The following is an 18,489-nucleotide window of genomic DNA, read 5'->3' as shown; positions in this document are numbered from 1 at the left end:
CCAACAAGTCCACAAATTTCAACATTGAAAACCAGTTAAATAATTGTAAATAGATATATATCCCAATTATATCTACACCAGTTGAATATCCTGTGGCGGCTGATTAATGTGAGGGCCCCAGTCAAGGAGAGACAAGATGGACATAGTGGTACTCGGTGGTGGCGTGGTCGGCGTGACCAGCGCCTGGTATCTGGCCAAGGCGGGTCACAAGGTGACCCTGCTGGAGCGGCGTGACGGGGTGGCCCTTGAAACCAGCCACGCCAATGCCGGACAGATCTCCCCCGGTTACGCGGCCCCCTGGGCGGCCCCCGGCATTCCCCTCAAGGCCGCCAAGTGGCTGCTGCAAAAACACGCCCCCTTCACGGTGCGGCCGACCTCGGATCCCTTCCAGCTGCGCTGGATGCTGAAGATGTTTGCCAACTGCACCCCGGCAGCCTATGCGGTCAACAAGGGGCGCATGGTGCGTCTGGCCGAATACAGCCGCGACTGCATGAAACTGCTGCGCGACGAGCTGGCACTGGACTACGAGGGGCGCCAGCTCGGCACCCTGCAGCTGTTTCGCAGTCAAGCCCAGCTCGATGCCAGCAAGCGCGACATCGAGGTGCTGGAAGAGTACGGTGTGCCCTATCAGTCCCTCGATGCCGATGGCTGTGAAGGGGCAGAGCCGGCGCTAGCCCGGGTACGCGGCAAGATAGTGGGCGGTCTGCGCCTGCCGGGGGACGAGACCGGCGACTGCTTCCGCTTCACCAAGGCCATGGCAGCAGAAGCGCAGCGACTGGGGGTCAAGTTCGTGTTCAACTGCGCCATCGACGAGATCGAGCTGGCGCAGGGACGCGCCGTGGCGGTGCGGGCCGGCGAGCAGCGCTTCAAGGCCGACGCCATCGTCTGTGCCCTTGGCAGCTATGCCACCGGCTTCCTGCGCCCGCTCGGGCTCGATCTGCCGGTCTACCCGGTCAAGGGCTACTCCCTCACCCTGCCGATGATCAACGCCGAGGCCGCGCCGCGCAGTACCGTGCTGGACGAAACCTACAAGGTGGCCATCACCCGTTTCGATGAGCGGATCCGGGTCGGAGGCATGGCGGAGCTGTCGGGTTACAACCTGGCCCTCAACCCGAAACGGCACGACACCCTGGCCATGGTGGTCGGTGATCTCTTCCCCGAGGGGGGCGACATCAGCCGCGCCGACTTCTGGACCGGGCTGCGCCCCATGACGCCGGACGGCACCCCGCTGGTGGGCCCAAGCCCCATCCCCGGTCTCTGGCTCAACACCGGCCATGGCACCCTGGGCTGGACCATGGCGGCGGGCTCGGGTCAGCTGTTGTGCGATCTCATCAGCGGCAGCGACACCGCCATCAGCGATGAAGGGCTCACCCTGGCCCGCTACGGCTGAGCCTTGTCCTCCGTCTCTCTTATCCCAACGAGGGAGTGCCTGGCACTCCCTCTTGTTTTGACCTTGTTCGGTTTGTTCAGCCATGCAGTGCCAAGGCACAGACAACAACAAGGCCCCGCGAGGGGCCTTTCTTATGGGCTGACCGGCGCACCGGTTTCACCCTGCGCCGGGTGCAGCGCCAGGTTGAACAGCGCCGCCACCATGTCCGACTGGGTCAGGATCCCCACCAGCTGCTCGCCATCCACCACCGGCATGTGGTGCAGACCGCCATCAGAGAAGGCACCCACCAGATCGTAGAGCGGCTGATCGTGGCGAGCGGTCGACACGTTGCGGGTCATCAGGTCCGCGACCCGCAGCTCGGCCAGATCCACAGCGCCTCGCGGCTGATGCAGTACCCGGTCGATCATCAGGTCGTGCAGGGTGATGATGCCGCTCAGCCGACCGGCCTCGTCCACCACCGGCAGCGCCTTGACCTGATGGTGGGAGAGCAGTTGCCAGGCCGCCATGGCCGGCTGCTGCGCCTCTATCAGGATCAGATCCCGCGACATCACCTCCTGCACCCGCACCGTGCCCACCCTGGCCCGCAGGGCGTGCAACTGGGCCTCCTGCAGCAGCGCCTGCAGATCCTGGCGGCTGATGTCGAGCAGCTCGCCGTGCTTTTCCAGCGCAAAATCGATGTCCGCCGCCTGGGTCGCCACCCGCTCGCTCGGCTGGGGATCGGCGGTCTGATGGCGGTTGGGCCGGGCCTGACCGCGGTTGGGGTAACGGCGTCCCAGCAGCCGGTTGTAGCAGAGCGCCAGTAGCAGCAACAGCAGCGAATTGAGCAGCACCGGCAGCAGCACATAACCCACCCCGAGCTGGCGGATCCCCTCGCCGCCGATGACTGCGGTCAGGGCCACGGCGCCGCCGGGGGGATGCAGGCTGCGGGTGAGTAACATGGCGGCGATGGCCAGCATCACGGCGAGGGCGGCAGCCTGCGCCGGATCCGCCACCAGGCTGGCACTCAGTACCCCCATCAGTGCCGAGACCCCGTTGCCCACCAGGATGGACCAGGGCTGGGCCAACGGGCTGGCTGGCGCCGCAAACAGCAGCACGGCGGAGGCCCCCATGGGGGCGATCAGCCAATGGGCCTCAAGCCCCAGCCCCCAGCGGCACAAGAGGGCGGTGCCCAACAGCCCGACGAAGGCGCCAAGGGCGCCGTAACAACTCTCTTTGAGACTGGTATTGGTGGATACCGGAAAGAAATCCCTGAACTGCATGGGGCTCCTGCGAGGATAACATTCATTTCAAATGCGCGATTTTAACGACATACCGCGGGCAAATACCACCAGGAGATGCGGTCTACTCCGCTCAGCCATCCCGCCCCAGGAAAACAGGAATCATACGGAAACACCCCTGTTCCATCCGAGCACTCTGAAACTGTGACTCAGCAACAAATTCTTACAAAAAATGGCGAGCCCCCCTCATTTTTCTCTTTTCTTAACCTCGGCTTAAGAAATGTCGTGTCACCTTGAGGCCATATTCATGCACGGAGCCACTACTTATGAGCACTATCAGAGATGCCCTGCGCCGCTTCGACGGTCAGCGCCGCTGCTGGACCGCCGGGCTGGAGCGGGCCGCCCTCGCCTGGCTCGCGCGTCAAGGCCGACTGCCGGCAGCCAGCCAGCCTCCCCAGCGGATCCTGGTCATTCGCAGCACCTGCCGCATCGGCAACAACCTGTTTCTGCTGCCCTTCCTGCAAAAGGTACGCAGTGCCCACCCCCATGCCGAGATAGAGCTGGTGTGCATCGGCGGCCAGCTGCTCCCCTTCCTGGCCGATCTGCAGCTGCAGCGCATTCACCCGGTCAGATTGCAGGGCAAGCGGCTGCTGGCCTCCCTGTCGGTGCTGTGGCGACTGCGCCGTCAGCACTACGATCGGGTCTATGTGCCCTTTGCCTCCAGCACCGATCACCTCATCGCCGGCTGGGTAAAGGCCCGCGAGAAGCTGGGCTTTGACGATGCCAAGGGGGATGCCCTGTTCCCCCAGCCCCTCACTCCCAACGATCACTGCCACTACGCCCACCAGCCGCTGCAACTGCTCGGCATGCACGGTCATCTCACCGATCAGATTGAGCTCGGCAGCTTGCTGCACAGCGCCAGCCCACGGCTGCTGGCACTCAGGCAGGACTACCCGGAACGGCCGCTCATCGGCTTTTTCACCGGTGCCCGCAAGGGCAAGGGGCTCTCCCTGCCCCAGTGGCAACGGCTGCTCGGGGATCTGCGCCGCCACTATCCCGCCGCTCTGCTGATCCAGCTCGAGGATCCTGCCGATCCCCAGCCCCAGCTCGGCGACGTGCAGGTTGGCCTCAGCAGCCTGAGCGAGCTGGCCCGCTTTGCAGGCGGCCTCTCCCTCTTCGTCAGCGGTGACACCGGGCCATTGCACCTGGCCGCCGCCAGCGGCGTGCCCTGCCTCGGCCTCTTTACCCAGACCGATCCCGCCCGCTACGGCTGCCTCGGTGCCCAGCACCTCAATCTGGTGATCGGCGATCGCAATGCCATCCCCCTCGATCATCACTGGCTGGCCGGGGTCATGGCACGCACCCCGCTCAATCAGGAGAGGTTACCTGCGCCAACCCCGGCCCCTTGCTTGCCAGGTGCGCCCTTGCCGCTCCCTGCTGCGGGCTGATCCAGCCAGCGCCCACACCGGCAGGGCGATTCAGCTCGTCCTGCCGGTCCACTCCTCCTCTCATCATCAGCGTCAACGATAGCGAGCCTCCATCCTGGCCAGCTCGCCACTTTGCCGTAGTCGCGCCAAGATGCGAGTCAACTCGTCCACCCTGGCGGCGAAGGGGGATGAGTTGGCAATACAGAGGTGGAGCGGCGTCAGCTCCAGTTGCAGGGGGACTTCCGTGATCGTCCCAGCCAATCCCAGCTGAGCCAGCTTGAAGCGCGCCACCAGAGGATCCGTGATCATCAGATCCCCCCGACCGGCCGCCAGCAACTTGAAGACATTGTCCACATTGCTGGTGAGATGCACCTTGAAACCGACCAGGTTCTCCTTGCCCCAGCCATTGCCGATGTAGTCGAGAATGGTGAACGCCTTGAGATCGCTCAAGACGCGGGCCTGGTTGAGACGGGCCAGGGCCGGATGGCCGGTTTGTGTGAACAGGGTCAAGGGTGAGAAGGCCACCGGGGCCTCGACCACCCGGGTATAGGCTCGCCGCTCCCGGGTCGGCACGGTGACGAAGCCGTCGGCTTGACCGGCACGGACCAGTTTCTGCGCCCGCAACCAGGGATATCCCTCATGATGCACCTGAACCCCAAGCTCGAGCCCGACTCTGTCCATCACATCCACCATGAGGCCGCGCATCTTGCCCTCCTCGTCACGCCATGAGTAGGGGGCAAAATCATCGAAATAGACCATGTTGAGCGAAGCGGCGGCAACCGCCTGGGGAGAGGCCGCCAACAGCAGCCCCCATAAACACCCGAACCAGAGACCCGCTTTCATCATGTCAGCCCCACCGTCATCACCCTGCCCTGAGCCTAGCGCAAGCGCATCGAATGAAAAAATGGGCGAGGCCTCGCCGGCGCAGGCGGGGTGATATCGTCAAGCGGCCAAGCTTGCTGGTCGGGGAGCCAGCCTTGCAAAACAGGGGGGATATGGCGGGGGTTATGGGGGCTGCGTCCAGTATTCCGGGACCGACGTGCCACCCGGCCTGCCCGCGCCGTCATTGCTACAGACCCTCCCCCGGCCAACATCAACGGCTGCTCCGGCATAAAAAGAGAGGGAAGGCTTGCGCCTTCCCTCTTCGTTATGCCCGTACTCTCTTGTTGTTTGTAGATGTTCTTCAGGCCAGCTCGGCACGCAGCGCCTTGGTGGCATCGACCATCACCTTGAGGGCGGCCTCGGTCTCTTCCCAGCCGCGGGTCTTGAGGCCGCAGTCCGGGTTGACCCACAGCCGCTCTGCCGGGATCTGTTTGGCGGCCTTGCGGATCAGATCCTCAATCCAGCCCTGGCTCGGCACGTTCGGCGAGTGGATGTCATAGACGCCCGGGCCGATTTCGTTGGGGTAGTTGAAGCGCTCGAACGCTCCCAGCAGCTGCATCTGGCTACGGCTGGTCTCGATGGTGATCACGTCCGCATCGAGCGCCGCCACCGCCTCTATGATGAGGTTGAAGTCGCTGTAGCACATGTGGGTGTGGATCTGGGTGCTGTCCACTACCGGGCTCGCGCTCAGACGGAAGGCGCGCACCGCCCAGTCGAGATACGCCTGGTGATCCTGTTTGCGCAGGGGCAGCCCTTCGCGGATCGCCGGCTCGTCGATCTGGATGATCTTGATGCCGGCGGCTTCCAAGTCAGCCACCTCGTCGCGAATGGCCAGGCCAATTTGCAGGGCGGACTGTTCGCGGCTCACGTCTTCGCGCGGGAAGGACCAGCAGAGGATGGTCACAGGGCCGGTCAGCATGCCCTTGACCGGCTTGTCGGTCAGGCTCTGGGCAAACTGGGTCCACGCCAGGGTCATGGGGGTCGGCCGGTCGATGTCGCGGGTGATCACCGGCGGCTTGACGCAGCGGGAGCCATAGCTCTGTACCCAGCCGAAGCGGGTGATGGCAAAGCCATCCAGCAATTCACCGAAATACTCCACCATGTCGTTGCGCTCGGCTTCACCGTGCACCAACACGTCCAGTCCGATGGCCTCCTGGCGCAGGATGGCATCCTTGATCTGGGCCTGAATGCCCGCCTCGTAGGCACCATCGTCGATACGACCGGCTCGCCAATCCTGGCGCAGCACCCGAATTTCCGAGGTCTGCGGGAAGGAGCCGATGGTGGTGGTCGGCAAGAGCGGCAACTTGAGATCCGCGCGCTGTGCCTCGGCCCGCACCGGGTAGGCGCTGTGGCGTTCGAAATCGCTGTTGGTGAGGCTGGCGAGCCGTGACTGCACCGCCTTCTTGTGCACCCGGCTGTCAGACTCCCGATCCACGATGGGCTGGCTGTAGGCATTGATCTTGTCCAGCTCCCCGCCATTGAGATGGTCGGCCAGCAGCCCCAGCTCGTAGCATTTTTGCAGGGCAAAGGCGAACCAGCTGCGGGTCTGGGGATCCAGCTCGTGTTCCAGGGTCAAGTCCACCGGGCTGTGCAGCAAGGAGCAGGAGGAGGCCACCCAGAGCCGCTCGCCGAGCTTGGCTTTCAGTGCCTTGAGGGTCGGTACCAGCTTGGCCAGATTGGCACGCCAGACGTTGCGACCGTTGATGACCCCGGCCGAGATGACCCACTGGGCCGGCAGGTGCGGGACCAGGGTCTCCAGCTGCTCGGGGGCCGCCACCAGATCCAGGTGCAGGCCATCCACCTTCAGGATGGTGATGATGTCGCGCTGATGAGCCACCGAACCGAAGTAGGTGGTGAGCAGCAGCTTGCAGGGGCCTGCCAGACGCTCATAGGCGTTGAGGTAGGCGAGGCGCCACTCGTCCGGCAGGTCCAGCGCCAGCGCCGGCTCGTCGATCTGCACCCACTCCACCCCCTGGGCGGCCAGTTTCGCCAGGATCTCCTGGTAGACGATGAGCAGGCGGTCGAGCAGCTCGAGGCGGGAGAAGCCGCTCTCTTTCTCCTTGCCAAGCCACAGGTAGGAGACGGGCCCCAGCAGTACCGCCTTGACCGGCAGCCCCAGCGCCTTGGCCTCTTCCACTTCGTCAAACAGCTGGCTCCAGCCCAGTTTGAAGCGCTGGTCGCGGCTGAACTCGGGCACCAGGTAGTGATAGTTGGTGTTGAACCACTTGGTCATCTCGGCGGCGGCGGCGGCCGGGCCGGTCGGCGCACGACCACGGGCGACCCGGAACAGGGTATCGAGATCGGTGTCGCCATGGCGGTGGCGGGCGGGGATGGCATCCACCAGCAGGCTGGTGCCAAGCACCTGATCGTACCAGGCGAAGTCACCCACCGGCAGCAGGGTCACGCCGGCCTGTTGCTGGGCCTGCCAGTGACGCTCACGCAGGCTCTTGCCGGTGGCGATGAGTTCGGCCTGGCTGGTTTCGCCGCGCCAGTAAGATTCGAGGGCAAATTTCAGCTCGCGCTTGGCGCCGATACGGGGAAAGCCCAGGGTGTGTGCGCAGGTCATAGGTTCCATTCCTTATGCTCATTCATCTGATGGTGAACTGGATGATTTAGCCATCCAGATGTTTACACATCCAAAATGACAAGATAAGGTGGCGTTGGCTATTGAATCCTTTTCAACTGGCTCTCAAGAAATTCTCAAGGCGGGCAACAAGCCGCCGCCCAGGCATAACAAGGAGGGATACCATGGCGGTGTCAAACAACCCGGGGATCGATATCAAGCACCTGAAAACGGTGAGCGCGCTGGCCGAGCAGGGCTCGCTGGCCGGGGCGGCGCTCTGCCTTAACCTCACCCAGTCCGCCCTCTCCCACCAGCTCAAGGAGCTGGAGACCCGCCTCAACCTGGAGCTCTATCTGCGCAAGAGCCGGCCGCTGGTGCTGACCGCGGCCGGCAACCAGCTGCTGGGGCTGGCCCGCCAGGTGCTGCCGGCGCTGGCCCAGACCGAGAAACAGCTGCAGGCCCTGCACAGCGGCGACGCCGGTCGCCTGCACCTGGCGCTCGATTGCCACAGCTGCATCCAGTGGCTGCTGCCGCTGTTGCCAGATTTTCGCCGTCAGTGGCCGGGGGTTGACCTGGAAGTGGAGTCGGTGCCGGGCTTTGATGCCATCAGCGCCCTGCTCGGCGGCCAGCTCGACCTGCTGCTCACCTCGGACGTGCAGGCGCGCGGCGATCTCCACTTCGAGCCCCTGTTCGCCTTCGAGCTGGTGCTGGTGATGGCGCCGGACCACCCCCTCTGTGGCCAGCAGACTATCAAGCCTGAGGATCTGCGCCCCGAGGTGCTGCTGGTCTACCCGGTGGAGCGGGCGCGGATGGACGTGTTCAGCCGCTTCCTGCAGCCGGCCGGCATCGAGCCCGCCCGCTGCAAGCCGGTGGACAACACCTCAGTGATGCTGCAGATGGCCGCCGCCGGCCTTGGCGTCGCCGCCCTGCCGCGCTGGGCCTGCGAGGAGTTTGTCCGCCAGGGGCTGCTCGAAGCGCGCCCGCTCGCAGAGGGGGTGCGCCGCCACATGTATGGCGCCGTGCGCGCCGCCGACCGGGATCAAGCCTGTCTGCAGAGCCTGTTTGAACGTATTCGCAGCAAGATGGGCGATGTAAAAACGCAGTGACTTGCAAGAGAAGGGCGCTACGCCGACCAGGATCATCTGAACCTGCAAACGGCAGAGCCTGTTCGAGCGCATTCGCAGCAAGATGGGCGACGTAAAGGCGCAGTAAAAAGCCGCCAGAGGGCGGCTTGTCATCACGCAGGACTTCTTATTCAAGCCCCCTCTTCACAGCTCACCGCCCCCTGCCGCCGCGGGCAGTTGGCGCAGAGCTCACCATCGCGGCGCTTGTAGTGCAGGCAGCAGCGCTGGCGCACATAACCGACCAAGCCGGCCGCTGGCGGCCAGGGCGCCGGCTGCCAGCCCGCCAGATGCTCGGCCGGCAGGCCGCAGGCGGCAAGCCAGTGCGGTGCATGGGCCGCCAACTCGGCGAGGCTTATCTCGTCAAAGAACTCGGGCACCCGCACCAGTGCCGCCAGCAGATCGTCCGCCAAGAGTGGCCGCACGAAGCCGGGTCGCAGCCGCTGCACCTGCCCCAGCGCTGCGAACAGCGCCTGCCAATGGGCCTGCAGCCGCTCGCCCGCCGTCTTGATCAAGAGCTCCAGCTCTCCCTTGATCATGGGTTCGGCCGGCAGGGTAAAGCCCGATACCAGTCCATCCTGATAACTCTGACCCAGCCTCTCCAGCGCCGGCACGGCCCGCAACCGATAGACGGCCACCATGGCCAGATAGATGGATTGCCAGCAGAGCATGCCCCAGCTGCGGGTGAGCCAGTAGGCGGGGCCCGCCTCCGGATGGGCCAGTCGCCAATGCTCGTGCAGCGTAGCCGCCACCTCGGCCGGCGTGGCCTGCTTGGTCGCCGTCAGCAGCGCCTCAGCCTCGCCGGCAGCCACCAGCCGCCCCTTGAGGGACGGGATAAGCCCGGCGGCGGCCGCAAACAGGGCGCTGTGATCCGCCAATGCCTGCAGATCCGGCTCGCGCCGCGTCCCCGGGCTGCGGGCACGACGGCCGGCGCCGCTCATGGGGTGAGAGAGTCCCGGGCGCGGCCCGGGACGCAGGGTCAGAATACGTATTTGAGTCGCGCCTCCACGCTGCGCTCTGCCCCGAACCAGCAGTTGTTCTGGTCGTAGCAGGAGTAATAGGTCTTGTTGAACAGATTGCTGGCGCTGAGTGACGCCTCCACCCCGTGCAGGCGCTGGCTGAGCCGGGCCAGATCGTAGGAGGCGGCCATGTCCATCAGCAGGTAATCCGGCACGGTGTCGGTGTTGGCGGCATCAAGCTGGGCCTCCCCCACGTAGCGCAGGCCAGCCCCCAGGCGCGCCCCTTCCAGCGGGCCGGCTGGCAGGTAGTTGCTCCAGAGCGAAGCCATTTGCTTGGGCACCCAGACCGGCGTCTTGCCCTGCAGGCTGGTAGTGTCGCGGGTGATCTCCATCTCCTGACGGGTATAGCTCAGCGCCAGATCCCAGCGGCTGGTAAGGTCAAGTCGACCCTCCAGCTCGACCCCCTTGGAGACCATCTCGCCGGTCTGCAGCTTGGGCCCGTAGACGTTGTCCGGATCCGTCACCAGGGCATTTTGCTTGGTTATGTGGAAGACCGAAGCGGTAAAGGTCTTGCTCATGTCCTCGGAGAGGAACTTGAGCCCACCCTCCCACTGCCGACCGGTAGCCGGTTTGAACGCCTGGCCCTGCTTGTCTGCCCCCGCCACCGGTTCGAAACTCTCGGCATAGCTCACATAGGGCGAGAGGCCGTGATCCAGCTCGTAGAGGGCGCCGAGGCGCAACGAGAGGTTGTCCTGATCAATCTGAGCCAGGCTGTTGCTCGCCGCCCCCTGATAGAGGGTCCGGCTGTCGGTGTCCATCCGGTAGCGGTCGTAGCGGGCACCGCCGATGGCCACCAGCCGATCGAGACGCACCTGATCCTGCAGGTAGAGGCCGCTCTGATACTGGCGGATGGTGCGCTTGTCCTGATAGTTGAAGGCCAGATCTGCCGGCACTATCTGCTGGTGATTCGGGTTGAAAATGTCGATGGCCGGGGCAGAGTAGTCGAGGGTATCCCGGTAGAGAATGCGCGCATCCAGATACTGGTAATCGACCCCCAGCAACAGGTTGTGCTGGGCCTTGCCGGTTTGCACCTTGCCCGCCAGCTGGTTGTCGATGACAAAGCCGCGGGACTCTTCATCGGTCAGGTAGGCGTTGCGGGCCAGGGTGCGGTTATCGGCCGCCAAGGCCGCGTTGTAGGTGTTCTGCTGGTTGGCCGAAGCATCCATGTAGCGGGCGTTTTGCAGCAGCTGCCAGTTGGCGTTGAAGTCGTGGCTCAGCTTGTAGCCGAGCAGGGTGACCTCCCGGCTGTAGTGGTTCCAGTTTTCATCGCCAAGGAAGGTGTCGCTGCCAAGCTGGCCCAGCGGATTGGACTTGACCGAGCCGCTGGCCGGCACCGTAGTGTAAATGCCGGCAGCGGGGTCTTTCTGGTAGTAGAGGTTGAGGTTTAGCAGGGTGCGCTCACTCAACTGCCAGTCGAGAGAGGGCGCCAGCACGTAGCGCTCCTCCTCTGAGGTCACCGCCTGGCCGTCTTTCTGGCGGGCCAGCCCCACCAGCCGATAGGCAAACTGATCGTTGAGGGCGCCGGTGCTGTCGAGGGCCAGCTCCTTGAGGGTGCCCGTCCCGCTCGCCACGCTGACGCTGTGCCTGCTCTCCCGCTGGGGGCGCTTGGCGATGAGGTTGACCATGCCGCCGGGGGGCATGCTGCCGTAGAGCACGGAGGTGGGCCCCTTGAACACCTCCAACTGCTCGATGGCCACCGGATCGATCTGGGGCTGCAGGTTCCAGTCGTTGTACTGCAGCAGCAGGCCGTCGTAGAAGTTCTGGTAGTTGTCAAAGCCGCGGATGTTGAACAGATCCAGCCGGTTGACCGCCCCGCCCCGCAGCTCGGTGTTGACGCCGGGCACGTAGCGCAGCGCCTCGCTCACCGAGCTGACGCCGCGCTGTTCCAGGGTATCACCCTCCACCACCGAGATGGCCTGGGGCGTCTCGATGGGGTCGAGCCGGGTCTTGGTCGCGGTGTTGCGATAGGTCTCGCCGAGCACGGTCAGGGTCTCGTCGGCCCGGGTCTGTGTCGGGCGCTCGGCAGCGGCTGCCTGCACGGGGCCTGCCAACAGGGCGGAGAGGGTCGCGGCGACCAGGGTCAAAGGGGGGTGAGTGGCGTACATCTGATCCTCGAATGCAATGAGTGAATAGTAACAAATCTCATTTGCATTTTATTGGGTCATTTTGCCCTTGAATTAACAATTTGGGGCATGTTGGCGCGAAAGAGGGAGAAAATGCGGCCACTCTGGCCCCATCCGGCAACCTGATATGACGGCAGCAACGCAGGCGATGTCGAATGGATAGCAAGGCCTGGCGCAGCAAAAAGGAAAGAGGGATAACAGCACCCAGCATCCGCCGGGCAAGAGGTGGCCAGCTCAGAGAGGGGCGACGGGCAGCCAGTACTCCATGCGGGCATCCGGCTGGTTGCCGTCAAAATCGGGGGCGTAACGCTCCAGCTCGAAGCCGTCCAGCCCGCGATAACCGGAGCTCGGCAACCAGTGCAGAATGAACCAGTTGAGGGTCTGCCCCAGCTGGCTGACGGGGCCCACGTGGCTCAGCACCGCGTAGGTCTGGGCCGGCACCGGGAGGCGCGCCAGACCGGCGGGCAAGCTGGCCCCCTCCTCCATCACGCAGCCCGCCCAGTAGGGGAGCGACTCGCCGGCGCCAGAAACATCCACCACCCCCACCCGCTCCTGCCCGGGTGGCAAACCGCCCGCCGTGCGCAGGGCGCGCCAGATGGCGGGCACCGTCTGCTGAAAGTCGGGGGCTGCGGCAAACAGCCCGCGGATCTGCCCCTTCACCCCTTGCAGGATAAAGCCCGGCTGGCTCTCGATCCGCACCTGTACCAGCCTGGCAGGCATGGGCTGCGGCAAAGTCGCCCGCACTAGGGGGGTACGCAGTCCCAGCCGCAGGCCCCGCTTGCGATAGGCCAGCGGCGAGCAACCGAACTGCTGCTTGAAGGCGCGGCTGAAACTCACCTCGGAGCCGAAACCGTAACAGAGCGCCAGATCCAGCACCCGTTGGCGACCAGAAAGCAGGGCCTCTGCCGCCTGGCTCAGCTTGAGCTCGCGCACATAGTGGGCCACCGTCAGCCCCGTCTCATGGAGGAACACCCGCTGCAACTGCCAGCGCGACCAGCAGCTCTGCTCCGCCAGCTCGGCCAGCGCCAGCGGCTGATCCAGGTTGGCATGGATGTAGTCGAGCACCCGCTCGATGCGGGTCAGCTGGCTGTGCGGCCGGGGTTCGGCCTCTGGAGCGGAAGAGAAGCTGGTCATGACGAGATCGGATCTGGCTATCGGCAAGGCGCTGCGCGCAAGGGCCCCATTAAACATGGCCGCCACCTTGGCGGCAAGGGCTGGCGATATGGTCACGTCCGCCCTCTTGCCAGGTGGCTCGAGTGCTGGTCCGTCAAGCCAGCTTGGCAGGCTGTCACAAAAGTGACGCGTTTCCCTGTCAGATTGTTTGAAAACAAATATATCAATTACCTCAAAAAGCCCATAAAGTCCTCGTTCGAATCTTTTATGCAGGGAGAGCCTAGATGAAGAAAGTTGCCTTGATCACCGGAGCCCGTGGCGGCATCGGATCCGCCATCACCACCGCCTTGCTGGCCCAGGGGTATCGCATCATCGCCACCCACTCCAGCGCCAACGGCGCGGCGGCGCACGACTGGTATGCAGAGCAGGGTTTTCGGCCAGATCAAGTGCGGCTACTGGCGCTGGACGTAGCAGACACCGCCATGTGCCGCGAGGCCCTGGGCCGATTGCTGCAGGATGAAGGGCGGGTGGACGTGCTGGTCAACAATGCCGGCATCACCCGGGACGGGGCCTTCAAGCGGATGACCCCGGAGCAGTGGTTCGAGGTGATCCACACCAACCTGTGCAGCCTCTACAACGTCACCCAGCCGCTGTTTGACGCCATGTGCGAGCAACGCGATGCCCGCATCATCAACATCTCCTCGGTCAATGGCCAGAAGGGTCAGTTCGGCCAGGTCAACTACTCGGCGGCCAAGGCGGGCATGCTGGGCTTCACCAAGGCTCTGGCGGCGGAAGGGGCCCGCTTCGGGGTGACGGTCAACGCCATCGCCCCCGGCTACACCGCCACCCCCATGGTGGAGGCGATCCGCACCGACATCCTCGACAGCATCAAGGCCGACATCCCCATGCGCCGACTGGCCAAGCCGGAGGAGATCGCCGCCGCCGTGGTGTTTCTTGCCAGCGAGGCGGGTGCCTATATCACCGGCGAGACCCTGGCCATCAACGGCGGCCTCTATATGAAGTGAGGCCTGGCCCTATCTAATCGACATAGCACATCGACAGAGGGCAGCCCGCGGGCTGCCCTCTTTTTTGATCCGGCCAACCGGAACGGCCTTCTTCCTTGCCCGGACTACGGACGTGTCGCCGTGGCCCCCACCGGCTCGGCGAAGTGGCTGCGCAGGGCGGCGATCACCCGGCGCACCTTCTCCGGGATCTCCCGCTGCGGGGTGATGGCGTGGATCTCCATGGGCGGCACCCGAAAACCCGGCAGCAATTCCAGCAGGCGACCCGAGGCGAGATCTTCTGCGATCTCCCCCTCCGGCTGCAGCGATACCCCCTGCCCCGCCAGGGTGAACTGGCGCAGCGGCAGCACGTTGTTGCACACCACCCGCGGCTTGGGCTTGACCCTGTGCCCCTGCCCCTTCTCGTCGAAGAAGGTCAATCCGCCGCTCAACATGTCAGAGGCCAGCCAGTCGTGTTCCAGCAGCGCCTCCGGGCTGCGCGGGGTGCCCTTGCGCGCCAGATAGGCGGGCGAGGCGCACAGCAGCATCCGGGTCTGGCCCAGCTTGCGCGCCACCAGGGTGGAGTCTTCGAGCGTGCCGACCCGCAGCGCCACGTCGATACGCTCCTTGATGAGATCCCGCTTCTCGTCGTCGGCGATGATCTGGATGCACAGGCCGGGGTGGGCCTGCAGCAGCGGCGAGAGCGCCCGCGCCAGCGGCTGGCCGGCCATCCCCACCGGGGCGGTGATCCGCACCTCCCCCAGCAGGCTGTCACGCACCTCCGAGAGGCGCAACTCGGTCTGGTTGAGGGTTTGCTGCAGGGACTGGCACCCCTGCCACACCACCTCCCCCGCCTCGGTCAGGTTGAGACGGCGGGTGGAGCGGTGCAGCAGGGTGAGGCCGAGCAGGCTCTCCAGCTGGCTGATATGCTGACTGACGGCGGAGGGGGTCATGCCGAGAGCCTTGGCGGCGCCGGTCATGCTGCCCGCCTCGACCACGGCGGCGAAGATGGCGTAACGCTTGAGCTGTTCCATTATTAAATCCAGCTTATAAGTGAATGCAATTTACAACGGATTATTAAATCACATTCGGGGGCGTAGGATAGCCCCATTCCAACAGTGAAGGAGAATCTCCCATGAAAATTGCCCTGATCGGTGCCAGCGGTTTTGTCGGTACAGCCATCCTCAACGAAGCCGTCAGCCGCGGCCATCACGTCACCGCCATCGTGCGTGACGTGAGCAAGGTCGCCGCTCACCCGCAGGTCACCGCCGTGGCGGTGGATGCCCAGGACAGCCAGGCGCTGGCCAAGGTGCTCAAGGGGCACGATCGGGTGATCAGCGCCTACAACCCGGGCTGGACCACCCCGGACATCTACGACCAGTACCTCAAGGGGGCCAGCGCCATCGTGGCCGCCGCCGTCGCGGCCAACAGCTGGCTGCTGGTGGTCGGCGGTGCCGGCAGTCTGGAAATTGCCCCGGGCGTGCAACTGGTGGATACCCCGGAGTTCCCGGCCGAGTGGAAACAGGGGGCCCTGGCCGCCCGCGACGGTCTCACCGCCCTGCGCCGTGAAACTGCCCTCGACTGGCGTTTCGTCTCCCCGCCCGTGTTCCTGGAACCCGGCGAGAAGCGCGGCGGCTACCGGCTCGGTGCCGATCAGGTGCTGTTCAGCGGTGAACAACCGGCCGGGATCACGGTCGGCGACCTGGCCGACGGCGTGCTCAACGAAGCGGAAAAACCGGCCCACCTGCGCCAGCGCTTCACCCTGGGTTACTGAGCCTGAGCCAGGCACCACGCAAGGCCGCAGCGCCTGTTACAAAAAGGGAGGCATCAGCCTCCCTTTTTGCATCTCTGCGTTTTGCACATATCTGCACAACCAGCGATGCTTGCCTCTTTTTGGCTCAAGTTGAGCTCACATTGCGCTCAAGCCGGTGCATGCCGGGTCAGGCCAACATGGGTGCCAAGTGCGCCGGTATATTGCCATTATCGCCGCTCAATCCGCAGCCACCCGGATGGGTGGCGAATTCTATTTCGATTTTTGTATATAACTAAGAATAATTTGTTGTTTCCGTCTTATAACTCCGAACAGTAGCATCTCCCTCAATCCAAATGGCGCCATCCCTGGCAACAGGGACGCGGCCGGTTTATCGGTCAGGGCGTCGTCGTTTTCATGTCAGGTGTGCGGGTAGCCTCCCGACCCTGGTCAGTGAGGAGGTGCACATGGAACATTCACCACTGCCGATCATCGATCTCGCCGCCCTCGATGGCGCCCCCGAGACCCGTCGCCAGATGCTGGCCACCCTTGGCCGGGCGGCCCGCGAGGTGGGCTTTTTCTATCTGGCCGGCCATGGCCTGAGCGAGCAAGAGCAGCAGGAAACCCTGGCGCTGGCGGCCCGCTTCTTCGCCCTGCCGCAGCAGGAGAAGCTGGCGGTGCAGATGGTGCACTCCCCCCACTTTCGCGGCTACAACCAGGTGGGGGCCGAGCTCACCCGGGCGCGGCCGGATCTGCGCGAGCAGTTCGATATAATGAACGAGGCGCAGGCCCTGCCTTCAGCGCAGATCCGTGAACCCTGGCAGCGGCTGATCGGCCCCAATCAGTGGCCTGCCGCCCTGCCCGACATGCAGGCGCAGCTGCTGGCGTGGCAGGAGAAGTTGAGCGCCATCAGCCTCACCCTGCTGGCCGCCTTCGCCGAGGTGCTAGAACAACCAGCCGGGGTGTTTGACGAGAGCATTCGCGGCGCACCCTATCAGCACATGAAGCTCATTCACTACCCGGGGCAAGCCGAGGGTGGCAGCGGTCAGGGGGTGGGTGCCCACAAGGATCCCGGCTACCTGACTCTGGTGATGCAGGATCATCACTCCGGGCTCGAGGTGGAGACAGCGAATGGCTGGATCTCGGCGCCGCCCCTGCCGGGCGCCCTGGTGGTCAACATCGGCGAGCTGCTGGAGCTCGCCTCCAACGGCTACCTCAAGGCCACCCTGCACCGGGTGCAGAGCCCGCCGCCCGGCGTCTCGCGCCTCTCCTGCGCCTTCTTCATGGCGGCCAGGCTGGATGCCACCGTGCCGCTGCTCAGCCTCTCCCCCGCGCTGGCAGCCCAGGCGCTGGGGCCCGAGAGCGACCCGACCAACCCGCTCTTTTATCAGGTGGGGGAGAACGTACTCAAAGGGAGGCTGCGCTCCCACCCGGATGTGGCGGTCCGCCACTATGGCGTCGCCCCGCCGTCAGCCAATCCGCAGATGACAAACGGGCAAACTACAAAGCGCGAACGGCGCGAGCCACAACTCGCCTGACGCTGCCATACCTAATAGACGGGGGGCGCCGCGGCGCGCCCTTCAAACGACACAAGCAGTTGGGCCACAGCCTGGCAATGACGGAGCAATACAATGAAATTCAAAACCATGAGCGTGCACAGCGGCCAGCGGATCGATCCCCAGACCGGCGCCCTCACCACCCCACTCTACCAGAGCAGCACCTTCAGCTACTTCAACGCCCAGGCGGGCAAGGAGCGCTTCGCAGGTCAAGCCCCCGGCTTTATTTACAGCCGCTTTGGCAACCCCACCACCGCCGAGCTGGAACAGAAGCTGGCAGCGTTGGAAGGCGCCGACGAGGCGCTGGTGGTGGCGAGCGGCATGGCGGCGGTGAGCGCCATCATGTATGCCCTGGCCGACAGCGGCGATGAAGTGGCCTATATAGGCCCGCTCTACGGCGGCACCGATGCGTTCCTCAAGCAGACCTTCAGCCGCGCCGGCATCAAGGTCACCGCCTACGAGAGCGATCAGGATCTGCTGGCCAACATCCGCCCGACCACCAAGGTGGTACTGTTCGAAACCCTGACCAACCCTACCCTCAAGGTGGTGGATCCGCGGGTGGTGGTGGAGGCGGCCCGCAAGGTGGGTGCCATTACGGTGTGTGACAACACCTTCCTCACTCCCTATCTGCTGCGCCCGCTCGAGCTTGGCATCGACATCGTCATGCACAGCGGCACCAAGTACCTGGGCGGCCACGGCGACATCATCGCCGGGGTGGTGGCGGGCTCTCACGCACTGATGAAGTCGATTCGCACCGTGGCCCTCAAGCACATCGGCTCCCCCATAGGCCCGCAGGAGGCCTACCTGCTGCAGCGCGGGGTCAAGACCCTGCCCCTGCGCATGGATGCCCACCTGTACAATGCCCAGAAGGTGGCCGACTTCCTGGCCGCCCAACCGGCGGTGAAGAAGGTGATCTACCCGGGGCTTGCCAACCATCCTGGCCACGATGCCCTCGGCGCCTTCGCCAGCGGTTTTGGCGGCATGGTGAGCATCGAACTGGAAGGCGGATTTGCCCGTTGCGCCACCCTGCTCGACAACCTGCAGCTGTTCGTGCAGGCGGTGAGCCTGGGGGATCTCGAGAGCCTGGCCTGCCATCCGGCCAGCACCACCCACGCCGCCATGGACGAGGCGAGCCGCCTCGCCGCCGGGGTCAATGACGACCTCATCCGCTTCAGCATCGGGGTGGAAGATGCCGACGATCTGATCGCAGATCTGGCCGCTGCCCTGGCCCTGATCTGACTGTCAGCCGCTTTTGAACGCAAAAAAACAGCCCGCCCCCTGCCAGGGGGCGGGCTGTTTTGCTTGCGGCCGTCGCCCAATAGGGGCA

General features: G+C 64.7%; 14 protein-coding genes. 7 read left to right on the top strand and 7 right to left on the bottom strand.

Features of this window, described 5'->3' with window-relative positions; genetic code table 11:
• The first annotated feature begins 136 nt into the window (after positions 1–136).
• Complete coding sequence (locus tag ACB033_RS16465) at positions 137–1,390, top strand: D-amino acid dehydrogenase (protein WP_017765456.1); 1,254 nt, start codon at positions 137–139, stop codon at positions 1,388–1,390.
• 131 nt (positions 1,391–1,521) lie between these two features.
• Here the strand turns inward: ACB033_RS16465 and ACB033_RS16460 are convergent, their stop codons facing one another.
• The gene (locus tag ACB033_RS16460) at positions 1,522–2,649 is read right to left on the bottom strand and encodes an HPP family protein (RefSeq protein WP_267999523.1); all 1,128 of its coding nucleotides are present in this window, start codon (positions 2,647–2,649) and stop codon (positions 1,522–1,524) included.
• Positions 2,650–2,933: 284 nt separating this feature from the next.
• On the opposite strand from ACB033_RS16460, the gene ACB033_RS16455 reads away from it, so the two are divergent.
• Entirely contained in the window at positions 2,934–4,055 is a 1,122-nt protein-coding gene (locus ACB033_RS16455) for a glycosyltransferase family 9 protein (protein WP_267999524.1), read from the top strand.
• A gap of 72 nt (positions 4,056–4,127) precedes the next feature.
• Here ACB033_RS16455 and ACB033_RS16450 read toward each other — a convergent pair whose 3' ends face one another.
• The gene (locus ACB033_RS16450) at positions 4,128–4,793 is read right to left on the bottom strand and encodes an ABC transporter substrate-binding protein (protein ID WP_226014525.1); all 666 of its coding nucleotides are present in this window, start codon (positions 4,791–4,793) and stop codon (positions 4,128–4,130) included.
• A 424-nt stretch (positions 4,794–5,217) separates the two neighbouring features.
• Complete coding sequence (metE, locus tag ACB033_RS16445; protein WP_267999525.1) at positions 5,218–7,482, bottom strand: 5-methyltetrahydropteroyltriglutamate--homocysteine S-methyltransferase; 2,265 nt, start codon at positions 7,480–7,482, stop codon at positions 5,218–5,220.
• Between the two features lie 182 nt (positions 7,483–7,664).
• Here metE and ACB033_RS16440 point away from each other — a divergent pair, with 182 nt between their 5' ends.
• Positions 7,665–8,585 (top strand): LysR substrate-binding domain-containing protein, encoded by a 921-nt coding sequence (locus ACB033_RS16440; RefSeq protein ID WP_019838694.1) that lies wholly within the window; start codon positions 7,665–7,667, stop codon positions 8,583–8,585.
• Positions 8,586–8,734: 149 nt separating this feature from the next.
• On the opposite strand, the gene ACB033_RS16435 is transcribed toward ACB033_RS16440, so the two are convergent.
• The 3 genes from ACB033_RS16435 to ACB033_RS16425 all read right to left on the bottom strand — a co-directional run bounded on the left by ACB033_RS16435 (position 8,735) and on the right by ACB033_RS16425 (position 12,876).
• The gene (locus ACB033_RS16435) at positions 8,735–9,541 is read right to left on the bottom strand and encodes a siderophore ferric iron reductase (protein WP_371140622.1); all 807 of its coding nucleotides are present in this window, start codon (positions 9,539–9,541) and stop codon (positions 8,735–8,737) included.
• A 38-nt stretch (positions 9,542–9,579) separates the two neighbouring features.
• Positions 9,580–11,724, bottom strand: a complete 2,145-nt coding sequence (locus tag ACB033_RS16430) for a TonB-dependent siderophore receptor (protein ID WP_267999528.1) — start codon at positions 11,722–11,724, stop codon at positions 9,580–9,582.
• A gap of 252 nt (positions 11,725–11,976) precedes the next feature.
• Positions 11,977–12,876 carry an AraC family transcriptional regulator gene (locus ACB033_RS16425; protein WP_268001052.1) on the bottom strand — a complete coding sequence of 300 codons (900 nt, stop codon included), beginning with the start codon at positions 12,874–12,876 and terminating at the stop codon, positions 11,977–11,979.
• A gap of 263 nt (positions 12,877–13,139) precedes the next feature.
• On the opposite strand from ACB033_RS16425, the gene ACB033_RS16420 reads away from it, so the two are divergent.
• Positions 13,140–13,880, top strand: coding sequence for an SDR family oxidoreductase (locus ACB033_RS16420; protein ID WP_010634159.1), 741 nt, complete (start codon positions 13,140–13,142; stop codon positions 13,878–13,880).
• A gap of 104 nt (positions 13,881–13,984) precedes the next feature.
• On the opposite strand, the gene ACB033_RS16415 is transcribed toward ACB033_RS16420, so the two are convergent.
• Positions 13,985–14,890, bottom strand: coding sequence for a LysR family transcriptional regulator (locus ACB033_RS16415; RefSeq protein ID WP_267999529.1), 906 nt, complete (start codon positions 14,888–14,890; stop codon positions 13,985–13,987).
• Positions 14,891–14,991: 101 nt separating this feature from the next.
• Here ACB033_RS16415 and ACB033_RS16410 point away from each other — a divergent pair, with 101 nt between their 5' ends.
• From ACB033_RS16410 to ACB033_RS16400, 3 genes are all read left to right on the top strand, one after another.
• Positions 14,992–15,630: an NAD(P)-dependent oxidoreductase gene (locus ACB033_RS16410; protein ID WP_065017736.1), complete on the top strand. Its 639-nt coding sequence runs from the start codon at positions 14,992–14,994 to the stop codon at positions 15,628–15,630.
• Positions 15,631–16,073: 443 nt separating this feature from the next.
• Positions 16,074–17,144, top strand: a complete 1,071-nt coding sequence (locus tag ACB033_RS16405; protein WP_371140621.1) for an isopenicillin N synthase family dioxygenase — start codon at positions 16,074–16,076, stop codon at positions 17,142–17,144.
• Between the two features lie 93 nt (positions 17,145–17,237).
• The gene (locus ACB033_RS16400) at positions 17,238–18,401 is read left to right on the top strand and encodes a PLP-dependent aspartate aminotransferase family protein (protein WP_139724232.1); all 1,164 of its coding nucleotides are present in this window, start codon (positions 17,238–17,240) and stop codon (positions 18,399–18,401) included.
• The last annotated feature ends 88 nt before the right edge of the window (positions 18,402–18,489 follow it).

It is taken from the genome of Aeromonas sp. S15(2024) (assembly GCF_041402265.1).
Classification (GTDB): Bacteria; Pseudomonadota; Gammaproteobacteria; order Enterobacterales; family Aeromonadaceae; genus Aeromonas; species Aeromonas dhakensis.
The sequence above is the reverse complement of the archived record's forward strand: the minus strand, read 5'-3'. Positions and strand labels throughout refer to the sequence as shown.